The sequence below is a fragment of the Arthrobacter sp. NtRootA1 genome, from assembly GCF_019976975.1.
GTDB lineage: Bacteria > Actinomycetota > Actinomycetes > Actinomycetales > Micrococcaceae > Arthrobacter > Arthrobacter aromaticivorans.
Genome location: NZ_AP024630.1, coordinates 3,502,167 through 3,513,595, shown reverse-complemented (window position 1 = coordinate 3,513,595; position 11,429 = coordinate 3,502,167). Strand labels below are relative to the sequence as shown.

The 11,429-nt window shown below is 62.5% G+C and carries 9 protein-coding genes; 5 read left to right on the top strand and 4 right to left on the bottom strand.

The window, feature by feature from the left end; translation table 11 throughout:
• Positions 1 to 36: 36 nt before the first annotated feature.
• Complete coding sequence (metG, locus tag LDN90_RS15950; protein WP_223946330.1) at positions 37 to 1,596, top strand: methionine--tRNA ligase; 1,560 nt, start codon at positions 37 to 39, stop codon at positions 1,594 to 1,596.
• A gap of 114 nt (positions 1,597 to 1,710) precedes the next feature.
• Here metG and LDN90_RS15945 read toward each other — a convergent pair whose 3' ends face one another.
• From LDN90_RS15945 to LDN90_RS15930, 4 genes are all read right to left on the bottom strand, one after another.
• On the bottom strand, positions 1,711 to 4,176 hold the full coding sequence (locus tag LDN90_RS15945) for an ABC transporter permease (protein ID WP_223946329.1): 2,466 nt from the start codon (positions 4,174 to 4,176) through the stop codon (positions 1,711 to 1,713).
• A 3-nt stretch (positions 4,177 to 4,179) separates the two neighbouring features.
• On the bottom strand, positions 4,180 to 4,974 hold the full coding sequence (locus LDN90_RS15940) for an ABC transporter ATP-binding protein (protein WP_223946328.1): 795 nt from the start codon (positions 4,972 to 4,974) through the stop codon (positions 4,180 to 4,182).
• 110 nt (positions 4,975 to 5,084) lie between these two features.
• A complete protein-coding gene (locus tag LDN90_RS15935; RefSeq protein ID WP_216923885.1) occupies positions 5,085 to 5,798 on the bottom strand; it encodes a response regulator transcription factor in 714 nt (237 codons plus the stop codon).
• A 3-nt stretch (positions 5,799 to 5,801) separates the two neighbouring features.
• Positions 5,802 to 6,986: a histidine kinase gene (locus LDN90_RS15930; RefSeq protein WP_223946327.1), complete on the bottom strand. Its 1,185-nt coding sequence runs from the start codon at positions 6,984 to 6,986 to the stop codon at positions 5,802 to 5,804.
• Positions 6,987 to 7,110: 124 nt separating this feature from the next.
• Between LDN90_RS15930 and LDN90_RS15925 the strand changes: the two genes are divergently transcribed.
• The 4 genes from LDN90_RS15925 (at position 7,111) to LDN90_RS15910 (ending at position 11,375) form a co-directional block, all read left to right on the top strand.
• The gene (locus LDN90_RS15925; protein ID WP_223946326.1) at positions 7,111 to 8,163 is read left to right on the top strand and encodes a 3-isopropylmalate dehydrogenase; all 1,053 of its coding nucleotides are present in this window, start codon (positions 7,111 to 7,113) and stop codon (positions 8,161 to 8,163) included.
• A gap of 117 nt (positions 8,164 to 8,280) precedes the next feature.
• Positions 8,281 to 9,393 (top strand): branched-chain amino acid aminotransferase, encoded by a 1,113-nt coding sequence (locus tag LDN90_RS15920; protein ID WP_223946325.1) that lies wholly within the window; start codon positions 8,281 to 8,283, stop codon positions 9,391 to 9,393.
• 362 nt (positions 9,394 to 9,755) lie between these two features.
• On the top strand, positions 9,756 to 10,559 hold the full coding sequence (locus LDN90_RS15915) for an MBL fold metallo-hydrolase (protein ID WP_223949307.1): 804 nt from the start codon (positions 9,756 to 9,758) through the stop codon (positions 10,557 to 10,559).
• Positions 10,560 to 10,598: 39 nt separating this feature from the next.
• The gene (locus LDN90_RS15910; RefSeq protein WP_216923881.1) at positions 10,599 to 11,375 is read left to right on the top strand and encodes a fumarylacetoacetate hydrolase family protein; all 777 of its coding nucleotides are present in this window, start codon (positions 10,599 to 10,601) and stop codon (positions 11,373 to 11,375) included.
• The last annotated feature ends 54 nt before the right edge of the window (positions 11,376 to 11,429 follow it).

The following is an 11,429-nucleotide window of genomic DNA, read 5'->3' as shown; positions in this document are numbered from 1 at the left end:
CAGTCATTCCATTCGAAAAAAAGGTAACTTCTTAGAGTGACGTCTGCAGAGAAATCCCCGTTCTACATCACCACCGCTATCAGCTACCCCAACGGCGTGCCGCACATCGGACACGCCTACGAGGTCATCGCGACTGATGCCATGGCGCGGTTCAAGCGCTTGGACGGTCATGAAGTGTTCTTCATGACCGGCACGGACGAGCATGGGCTCAAGATGCAGCAGTCGGCCGAGAAGGAAGGCATTACGGCCAAGCAGCTCGCGGATCGCAACTCTGCGGCGTTCAAGCAGATGAGCCAGGACCTGGGAATCTCCCATGACCGTTTCATCCGCACCACGGACCCGGACCACTACACGGCGTCGCAAGCCATCTGGAAGAAGATGGAGGCGAACGGCGACATCTACTTGTCAAAGTACGAGGGCTGGTACTCGGTCCGCGACGAAGCGTATTACGTCGAAGACGATACCGTCGTCAAGGAAGATGGCCTGCGTTATTCCAAGGAGACGGACACGCTCGTCAGTTGGACTGCCGAGGAAAGCTACTTCTTCCGCTTGTCCGCCTACCAGGAGAAGCTCCTGGCCCTTTACGAGGCCCAGCCTGAGTTTGGTGCGCCGCAGTCCCGGTTCAACGAGGTCATCAGCTTTGTGAAACGCGGCCTTGAGGATTTGTCCATCAGCCGCACCACGTTCGACTGGGGTGTCCCTGTTCCGGGCGATGAGAAGCACGTCATGTACGTGTGGGTGGATGCCTTGACGAATTACCTCACTGGTGCCGGGTACCCGGATGTCGAGTCTGAGTCCTTTAAGAAGTTCTGGCCGGCCGATGTCCATGTCATTGGCAAGGACATTTCCCGCTTCCACGCAATCTATTGGCCGGCCTTCCTCATGAGCGCAGGCCTGGCATTGCCCAAGCGGGTCATGATCCACGGGTTCCTGACCAACAACGGCGTGAAGATGTCCAAATCCCTGGGCAATGTTGTCGCCCCGCAGGACTTCGTGGCGCAGTACGGGCTGGACCAGTGCCGCTTCTTCTTCCTCCGGGAAGTCCCGTTTGGCGCCGATGGCAGTTACAACCATGAGGCAATCGTGGGCCGCATGAATTCGGACCTGGCCAACAACTTCGGCAACCTTGCCCAGCGTTCGTTGTCCATGGTCGCTAAGAACTGTGAGGGCAAGGTTCCTGTCCCCGGCGAGTTCACGGCTGAGGACAACGCCTTGCTCGCGAAGGCCGGAGAGTTGCTGGCTACTGCCCGGGGCGCCTTTGACAAGCAGGAGTTCAGCCGCGCCCTGGAGGCTATCTGGACAGTGCTGGGAGACACCAACGCCTACTTCGCCGATCAGGCGCCGTGGGTGCTGCGGAAGACCGACGTCGAGCGGATGAATACCGTGCTTTACGTCACGCTGGAAGTTGTCCGCATCGTGGCGATCCTCGCCCAGCCGGTCATGCCTTCCTCGTCTGCCAAGCTCCTTGAAGTGCTCGGACAGCCCGAAGGCGAGGCCCGGCAGTTCGCCGCCATCGCCACGCCGATCGTTCCGGGCACTGAACTTCCGGCCCCGACGCCGATCTTCCCGCGCTACGAGGAACCCGTGGAAGCGTAAGTACTCGCTCTCGCACATAACGGCCCCAAAGCTGAAATGCTCTCTCACATCCTCCCGTTCAAGGGAAGGAAGTGAGAGAGCATTTCTCATATGGCCCGTTGATGTGGGAGAGGATTAGGCCGTGGCCAGACCCTCAACAGGGGACAGCCGCGCTGCACGCTGGGCAGGTATCACGGAGGCCAGCAAACCGGCCACCATAGCCACGCCGAACACCGTTGCGAGCTGCAGCCACGGAACCGCCGGAACAACATCAGCCACACCGCCAAGAGCGGCCTGGGCGCCCAGCCAACCGTAGACGATGCCCATGCCCGCACCGAGGACTGCGGCCACACCAGCTATGAGCACGGCCTCGATCGCGAGCATTCCCCGGAGTTGGCCTTTCGTCAGGCCCAGTGCCCTCAGCAAGGAGTTCTCCCGGGTTCGTTCAAGGACGGAGAGGGACAACGTGTTCGCCACACCGATCAGGGCAATCACCACTGCCACCCCCAGCAATCCTGTGACCACCAGCAACAGGACGTCGATGATGCTGTTAAAGGTCACGCGCTCGATTGCCGCGCCGCTGACAGTGCGTTCCTGCACACCCAAGGCCGCGGCCACTTCCTTTTGAATGGCCTGGACACGGTCAGCAGATATCGAGTCGTCCAGTTTCACCCACGCCATAGAGGGCGTTTCCGCCAATGCACTGGACGGGACGCTGGAGATCTCCACGAAAGGTGGGATGTGACGCGTGCGGAGGACCTTGGCATCCAGCGATACGGGACCGGTCGCCGTCGAGATCGTTGCGGCTCCGCCTGTGGAGTCCTCGGGCAGGTAGACGGTACCGGGGTTCGGCCGCAAAGCACCATCGCGCAGCACGGACGAGGCATCGGCCGCGGAGATTCCATAGATGGTACTTTCGCCATCAGGCGTGGCCTCGGCAAGGGTACCGACAGCCGGGAGCAGGACTGCGGTGCTGACGCCGTCGATTGCCTTGATACGGGAAACAGCGGCATCGCCGGAGCCGATGGAACCAGCGGCGGTCATCGCTGCCAGGTCTACGGGATAATTCTCAGCAAGGGTGTCGTTGAAGGCCTGCCGGGACGTGGCTGCGCCGGTCATCATCAGCGACACCAGAGTGACGCCGATCAACAGGGCAGCGGCGGTAGCCGACGTACGGGCGGGATTGCGCGTGGCGTTGACCGCAGCCAGCTTTCCGGGAATACCTACGGGTGCGGCCACGCGTCCAGCCAGGGCCACTACCGTCGGAATGAACAGGGTTGAGCACAACAGGATCCCCACGAAGGAGAGGGCTCCGCCGAACAACGCAATCAGCAGCGAGACGGTAGTGCTGCCGAAAATCAGCAATGACGCGCCGCCGAGGAGCGCCACCAGGCCCAGAGCCAGGCGGACCTTGCCGCGCCGGTTGCCAACGGCAGCGTCATCGGCAGGCCTCAGGGCAGCCAGGGGAGCGACCGCGGTAGCGGCTTTGGCGGGTACGAGGGCTGCAATGACTGTCAGCAGCGTTCCGGCCACAAGGCCGGCGATGATTGCCGACGGCGGTACGGCCAGGGTGGCAAAAGCCTGCTCAGGCTGTGTCTTCGCCCAGGCGATGAGCCCATACATGAGGCCGGTTGCGGCAATCACGCCCAGCACGGCGGAAATGAATCCGACCACCAGGGCCTCCAGCATGACGGATCCGCGGATTTGGGACCGTCCTGCGCCGAGGCACCGAAGAAGCGCCAGTTCCCTTGTTCGCTGGGCCACCAGCACGGAGAACGTATTGGCCACCACCAGAATGGAGACGAGGATAGCGACGCCGGCAAAGGCGAGCAGTACCACTGTGAGTTGGTCCTGACCGGCGCTCAGCATGGCGACCGTGGATGTGACCTTCTCCTGCGCGGTTTCCAGCGTGGGAGCTTCGGCGCCTGCCGCTTCCATGCGGTGCGCGATGTACTCCTTCGCTGCGGAGACGTCTTCGCCGGGTTGGAGAGTGAATTGCAGGCCCGAGTATCCTGCTCCGGCGTCCTGCACCGCGTTCAGGACAGATTCTGATGCGACAATCTGGGCCGCCGAGGATGAGAAAGGATCATTCGTTGCCTGAATCAGGCCGGTAACTTTTACCTTGGCGTTCTTGACAGGTCCTGCACCGTGCAGCTCGAGCGTACTTCCAACGGTGAGTCCCAGATGCTCTGCCGTCTTGACGTCGATCACGGCTTCGAAGGGCTGCGACGGCATGGAACCGGAGGACAAGACCGCACCCTCCAGGGATGATGGCGCCGTATTTCGCAGCCGGCCCTGCTGCTCACCGCCACCGGCCACGAACGTCACATACGTAGAGCGTTCGGCGTAATGGTCCTTGACTGCGGGCGCGGACGTCGCGGCATCCACTGCTGCCTGGCTGAAGGCCTCACCGTTTTTGGATGTAGCAATAAGGTCCGCGTTGCGGTAGGCCTCGCCGATACTGGCGCCAAGTGAAGCATTGGTGCTCGCGCCCACCATAAGCGTGGCTGAGAGGAACATAACGGACAGCATCACGGCGAGCCCGATTGCGACGAATCGTCGGAAGTGAGTCGTCAATTGGGAGAGAGCTACACGCAGCATGCCTTAAGCCCCCAGCTTGCCGAGCGCCGTCAAAACTGATTCCGCTGTGGGCTTCTGGATCTCGCCTACCAGACCGCCGTCGCTCATCAGCACCACGCGGTCGGCATAGCTTGCGGCGACGGGGTCATGGGTCACCATGATGATGGTCTGGCCCATCTCCTGGCTGCTGCGACGCAGGAGCGCAAGCACTTCGCCGCCGGCTTTGGAGTCCAGGTTGCCGGTCGGCTCGTCGCCAAACACGACGTCGGGACGCGTCAGTAGCGCCCGGGCTACGGCGACACGCTGCTGCTGTCCGCCGGACAACTCGTGTGGTCGGTGCTTCAACCGGTCTTTCAACCCCAGGGTGCTGACTACGGTATCCAGCCACCCGGCGTCGGCGGTTGTTCCCGCCAAAGCGAGCGGCAGCGTGATGTTCTGTTCCGCTGTCAGGGTGGGCACAAGATTGAAGGCCTGGAACACGAAGCCAATGCGCTCGCGTCGAAGGGCGGTGAGTTGGCGGTCGTTGAGTCCGGTGAGCTCTGTGCCGCCCAGGACGATCCGTCCGGAGTCCGCCGTATCAAGGCCGGCGAGGCAATGCATGAGCGTGGATTTGCCCGATCCGGAAGGTCCCATGATTGCGGTGAATTTGCCTGCCTCGAAGCCCACCGATACCTCGTTCAGAGCCATGACACGTGTATCGCCGCGTCCATAGCCCTTTGTCAGCGCGAAAGCTTCAACTGCTGTGCGTGGGCCGGATGCATCGGCTTTAGCGGGGAGGCCGTTGCCTGTTGGGTGGGGGAGGGGCGTGAAAGTTGTCATGGTTTCACGCTATGTGCCGGGGATGCGCCGCTGGATCCGGCCAGGGACCCATTCCTGGCAAGGCCAGCTCATACCGTGGTCTGAGGCCGGCGATCACGTGATGGGCGGAGCTAGCTTCCTGGGGCGACCACGCCGGTCTCATAGGCGATGACCACCACCTGCACGCGGTCCCGGGCTCCTAGCTTGGCCAGAATGTGGCCCACGTGGGTCTTCACCGTGGCCTCGGACAGAAACAGCCCGGCGGCTATTTCCGGGTTCGACTGGCCCTGGGCGATCAGCTGGAAAACCTCGCGTTCACGGGCGGTCAGGCGTTCGACGGCGGCAGCGTGCCGGCTCTGCTCGGGCGTTTGTGTCCTGAGCAGGGGAGCAACGTGATCCAGGAGCCTGCGTGTAGTGGATGGTGCGATGACGGCGTCACCGCGGTAGACGGTGCGGACAGCCTCCAACAGCTCCTCCGGCGGGGCGTCCTTGAGGAGAAACCCACTGGCCCCGGCCTGTATCGCAGCCAAAGCGTATTCGTCGAGGTCGAAGGTGGTCAGGACTACGATTTTGACCTCTGCCCGCTGGGAGCCCGAGGGCTGGGTGGCTGCCTGTTCCAAAATACGTCTCGTAGCTTCGATTCCGTCCATACCCGGCATGCGTACATCCATCAGGACCACATCCGCCGTGGTGGCACTAAGTGCCTGCACTGCCTCGATGCCGTTGCCTGCCTCTGCCACCACCTGGAGGTCAGGTTGGGAATTGATCAGCATGCCGAACCCCGAGCGAACCAATTGCTGGTCGTCGACGAGCGCCACCCGTATGGGTGAGGGGAGTTCAGGCATGGTTTAGGCCTCCGAATAAGGGATGAAAGCGGACACACGGAAACCGCCGCCCTGTAAGGGGCCTGCGGTCAGGGAACCATCGTAGAGCGAGATGCGCTCGGCCATGCCGCGGAGGCCGTTTCCCCCTCCTCCTGTGGGCGGATCAGCCGCGGCGCCCCGACCGTCGTCGACGACGTTCAGCTCTAAACCGCGACCCTGCCACGTGAGCGTCACACTCGCTCGGGCGTGGGGTCCCGCGTGCTTCATGACGTTGGTGAGCGCTTCCTGGATGATCCGGTAGGCAGTGAGTTCGGCCCCGGTCGGAAGGGCCCGCCGAGGCATGCCAAGCTGTTCGAAGGAGACATTCAGCCTGGCAGCACGGAATCCCAGCAGCAGCTCATCGAGATCGGAAAGCCTCGGTTGCGGCCTTGTCGGCGCGTCCTCGTCCGAACGCAGGACCCCTAGCAGCCTGCGCATTTCGCCGAGGGAATCCCGACCCGTGGCTGCGATGGTGGCCAACGCTTCGGTGGCCAGTTCCGGCTTAGCGGTGGCGGCGTAACGGGCGCCGTCGGCCTGGGTAATGATCACGGAGAGCGAGTGCGCCACGATGTCGTGCATTTCCCTCGCGATATGGGAGCGCTCATCAGCGGCGGCCAGTTGGCGCTCCTGCAGTTGTTCGATTTCAAGGCGGCGGGTCCGGTCCTCAAGGGCCTGGAGCTGGAGCCGCCGTACGCGGGTGAGATCGCCGAGTGTCCAACTGACCAGCACCAGCATCCAGATCAGGACCGTGTACAGGGCCCCGATGGTGAGGCCCATGATGCCTGACTCGGCGGAGCTTGAGTATTCACGCGTGGTGAGCATGACACCGCCCAGCAAACCAAGGAGCAGGACCGTCCGGCTCGCCCAGGCCGGCCCATAAGCGGCCGTTGCATAGATGACCAGGGGCACGGCTATTTGGCCGGCCACCGGTTCGGCGCCGATCGCCCACTGGACCAGGCACACCAAAACCACGACGGCGGCCGCGACCACAGGGCGCGTGCGTCGCCAAGCCAGCGGCAACAGGAGGCCGCAGGAGATGAGGAAGAGCAAAGGGCGGTCGGCCACCAGATAGACAGGTCCGAACAACAGGACGAGCAAGCCTGTGGCCGCCAGATCTACCTTGAAGCGGTTGATCCGGAACCATTCGTATAAAGCGTGCCTTCTGTCCACGGTACGACTCTATGTGTTCGGTTTGGTCGCAGGCGTCATGCCCTGGTCTGATTTCGCCCTTGTCGCCTGTTCGAAGAGTGAGACGATTTTGACCAACATGTGGATTGCTTGGCTAGATAGAAGTATGAGTGCATCGTCCATCAACCTCGCTGTCATCCCCGGCGACGGCATCGGCCCCGAGGTCATCGCCGAAGCTGTCAAGGTCCTCGAAAAGGCTGTCGCCGCCGAAGGCGTGGCCCTTGAGCAGACCCATTACAAGCTCGGTGCGCAGCACTGGCTTGAAACGGGCGAGACCCTGCCGGACGAGGTTTTGGAAGACCTCCGGACGCGTGACGCCATTCTCTTTGGGGCAGTGGGAGCAGCCCCGGGCGATACCAGGATTCCTTCCGGCATCATCGAACGCGAGATGCTGCTCAAGCTTCGCTTCAGCCTGGACCACTACGTGAACCTGCGGCCGTCCCGGTTGTATGGAACCGTCGGGAGCCCCTTGGCAAACCCCGGGGTCATCGATTTCATCGTTGTCCGGGAAGGCACCGAAGGTCCCTACGTAGGCAACGGCGGCACCCTGCGCGGCGGAACCCCGCACGAGGTTGCCACCGAGGTCTCCCTTAATACTGCGCATGGCGTGGAGCGCGTGGTGCGGGATGCATTCCGCCGCGCCAGCGAACGTCCGCGCAAGCACGTCACCCTCGTCCACAAGCACAACGTCCTGGTCTTCGCCGGACACTTGTGGAAGCGCACCGTTGAAGCAGTGGCCAGCGAATTCCCCGAGGTCACCCACGATTACCTGCACATCGATGCTGCAACCATCTTCATGGTTACCGATCCCTCCCGCTTCGATGTGATCGTCACCGACAACCTTTTCGGGGACATCCTGACCGACCTCGCCGCTGCCGTTACGGGTGGCATTGGCTTGGCGGCATCGGGCAACATCAACATGGACCGCACAGCACCGTCCATGTTCGAACCCGTCCATGGCTCAGCACCGGATATCGCCGGACAGCAGAAAGCCGATCCCACCGCGGCCATCCTCTCCGCAGTGCTCCTCCTGGACCACCTTGGCTACACCACGGCGGCCCGCAAGATCGAGGCGGCAGTGGTCGCCGACGTCGAAAGCCGCACCGGCGAGACGCGCACTACTGCGGCGATCGGCGATGCTATTGCGGCGGCACTTTAGGCTCATTTCTCAGGCGTAAGCTTGTCTTGAATTATTTACCTGCTTCCCTGGTCCACCGCTGAACCGCTTCCTCCGGGACCCGTTTCGCGCTACCAGGTAGCTGACTGTGGAGGAAACATGACTCAGACTGCCCATGGCGTCGAATTCAGCCAGCAGCTTTCGGAAACCCCGAAGTCTGCTGAGGAGCGTGCAGCCATCCTGGCGAACCCAGGCTTTGGCGATTACTTCACCGACCACACCGCCGTCGTCGACTACAAAGTTGACGCCGATGGCAATGGCGGTTGGCAGAACGCCCGGATCGAACCCTACGGACCTATCTCCCTGGATCCCTCGGCCGCAGTCCTGCACTATGGCCAGGAGATCTTCGAGGGCCTTAAGGCGTACCGCCACGCTGACGGTTCGGTGTGGACCTTCCGCCCCGAAGCGAACGCCGCGCGCCTGAACAAATCGGCCCGCCGGCTCGCCCTTCCGGAATTGCCGGAGGAATACTTCCTCGGTGCCATCCGTGAACTCGTGCAGGCCGACCAGGAATGGGTTCCGTCGGGCGACGGCGAAGCCCTTTACCTCCGTCCGTTCATGATCGCCACCGAGGCTTTCCTTGGCGTTCGTGCTGCCCGCGAGGTGTCCTTCCGCGTTATTGCTTCCCCCGCCGGTAACTACTTCGGTGGCGAGCTCAAGCCGGTCTCCATCTGGATCTCCCGTGAGTACGCCCGCGCCGGCCGCGGCGGAACCGGAGCGGCCAAGTGCGGTGGCAACTACGCAGCTTCATTGATCGCTCAGCAGGAAGCCGAAGCGAACGGTTGCAAGCAGGTCCTCTTCCTGGACCACTTCAACGACGACGCCGTGGAAGAACTCGGCGGCATGAACGTCTTCTTCGTCATGAAGGACGGCTCGCTGGTTACTCCCGCGCTAAGTGGCACCATCCTCGAGGGCGTCACCCGCATGTCCGTCATCCAGGTGGCAAAGGACATGGGCCGGGAAGTTTCCGAGCGCAAGATCACACTGGACGAATGGCGCGACGGCGTTGCTTCAGGCGAGATCGCTGAAGTCTTCGCTTGCGGTACGGCGGCCGTGATCACCCCGATCGGTGTCCTCAAGGACGCCACGGAATTCATCGGATCCGAGGACGCCAAGGCAGGCGAAACCACCATGGCCATCCGCCAGAAGCTCCTGGGAATCCAGACCGGTACCGTCGAAGACATCCACGGCTGGCTGACACGCCTGGTCTAGTACCAGGGTTTCCTGACACAACTGAAACGCACGACGGCGGTGCTGCCCCTTGGTCACCAAGCGGCAGGGCCGCCGTTGCCATCCCCGGTCCTCTCTCACATCCCAACGGTTTTTCAGGTTTCCTCTCTCACTTCCCAACGGGTTTTCTGGATTCCTTTATCACATCCTGACCGTTTGGCGGGAATGTTCTCTCACATACGGAGTGGTCGGTTGAGGTCAACGGTGCGGTCCGCCGTCGACGTTCAAAATGAGCGAGCATCGGTGAAAAGCGGTCCGGATATGAGCGAGCATCGGTGAATAGCGGTCCGGATGTGAGCGAGGATCCGAAGTGGTGCCAAGATGGGACAGTGACTTCAGAATCAATGGCGACTTCCGGTAACCACCCCGTCGGCGACGAGACCTCTGGACTGCAGAGAAGCAGCAGCCTCACCCGCTTCCGGCTGGCACCTAACCCGGGCCCGATGAGCCTGGACGGCACCAACTCCTACGTCATCAGCGCCCCGGGCTCCGGCCACGTCGCCGTCGTGGATCCCGGCCCGGAAGACGAAGGGCACCTGGCAGCGCTTGCGGCCGCAGGCGTGGTGGACGTCGTGCTCATTACGCACCGGCACGCTGATCACACAGCAGCGTCCGCCAGGTTCCATGAACTGACGGGCGCTCCCGTCAGGGCTGCTGCCGCGGAGTACTGCCACGGCGGCTCGCCTCTGGTGGACGGCGAAGTCCTGCGTGCCGGCGGCGTAGAGATCCGTGTCGTGGCAACCCCTGGCCACACGTCGGATTCCTTGTGCTTCCATCTCCCCGCTGACGGTCCCACAGGCTCCGTTCTTACGGGTGACACCATCCTGGGCCGCGGCACCACGGTGCTGGACTACCCCGATGGCCGCCTGGGCGATTACCTCGCCAGTCTGGACAAACTCGAATCCCTGGGCCCGGCTACGCTCCTTCCCGCCCATGGCCCGGTGCTTCCTGCCCTGGACGGGAAATGCCGCGAGTACCGCGAACACCGCCAGCAGCGGCTAGACCAGATCAGGGCTGCGTTGGCACAGCTCGGCCAGGATGCGCCGATTGCCGCAGTTACTGATGCGGTGTATCCCGACGTCGATCCTTCAGTCAGGTGGGCAGCTGAGACATCGGTTGCCGCGCAGTTGGATTACCTTCGTAGCTAGCGCGCAAACGCCCAAGCCCTGGAAGGTAGGCTTGAGCCCATGCGTATCGCCCGGTTTGTAGTTGATTCTGATCCCCTTTATGGCGTTGTTGAAGGCGAGCCCGGCAGTGAGGAAATCACTGTCATCAACGGCGACCCCTTCTTCAACGGCGTCGAACGTACCCACGTGAAGCACAAGCTTGAGGATGTGCGGCTCCTTGCCCCGATCATTCCGCGCAGTAAGGTGATCGGCGTTGGGCGTAACTTTGCCGAGCATGCTGCTGAGCTGGGCAACGAGGTTCCGCAACATCCATTGCTCTTCCTCAAGCCGAACACCTCTGTCATTGGGCCAAACGATCCGATAGTCCTCCCGGAGTTCTCCGATGAAGTCTCCTTCGAAGCGGAGCTGTGCGTCATCATCGGCCGTATCTGCAAGGACGTCCCCGAGGAACGTGCCGACGACGTCATCTTTGGTTACACCTGTGGAAACGACCTCACTGCCCGGGACGTCCAGAAAACCGATCTCCAGTGGGCCCGCGCCAAGGGCTTTGACACCTCTGCTCCGCTGGGCCCGTGGATCGAAACCGATCTCGACCACGAGGACCTGTCCATCCAGGGACGGCTCAACGGCGAACTCCGTCAGGACGGCAGCACCAGCCAGATGATCCGCGGCGTTCGCGAGCTCGTCTCGATCGTTTCGCACGCGTTCACCCTGCTGCCGGGCGACGTCATCATGACGGGAACCCCGGCGGGCGTCGGTCTGGTCAGCGAGGGCGACCGCTTCGAAGTGGAGATCGAAGGCATCGGCCGCTTGTCCAACCCGGTGGTTCGCCGCTAACGGCCGGACCAGACCTTAGCGCCCGACGACGGCACGAGACTTTCGTACGAAAGG

Coding starts and splice junctions, on each gene's coding strand:
- LDN90_RS15945 (WP_223946329.1), bottom strand. CDS start 4,176: ATGCTGCGTGTAGCTCTCTCCCAATTGACGACTCACTTCCGACGATTC.
- LDN90_RS15940 (WP_223946328.1), bottom strand. CDS start 4,974: ATGACAACTTTCACGCCCCTCCCCCACCCAACAGGCAACGGCCTCCCC.
- LDN90_RS15935 (WP_216923885.1), bottom strand. CDS start 5,798: ATGCCTGAACTCCCCTCACCCATACGGGTGGCGCTCGTCGACGACCAG.
- LDN90_RS15925 (WP_223946326.1), top strand. CDS start 7,111: ATGAGTGCATCGTCCATCAACCTCGCTGTCATCCCCGGCGACGGCATC.
- LDN90_RS15920 (WP_223946325.1), top strand. CDS start 8,281: ATGACTCAGACTGCCCATGGCGTCGAATTCAGCCAGCAGCTTTCGGAA.
- LDN90_RS15915 (WP_223949307.1), top strand. CDS start 9,756: ATGGCGACTTCCGGTAACCACCCCGTCGGCGACGAGACCTCTGGACTG.
- LDN90_RS15910 (WP_216923881.1), top strand. CDS start 10,599: ATGCGTATCGCCCGGTTTGTAGTTGATTCTGATCCCCTTTATGGCGTT.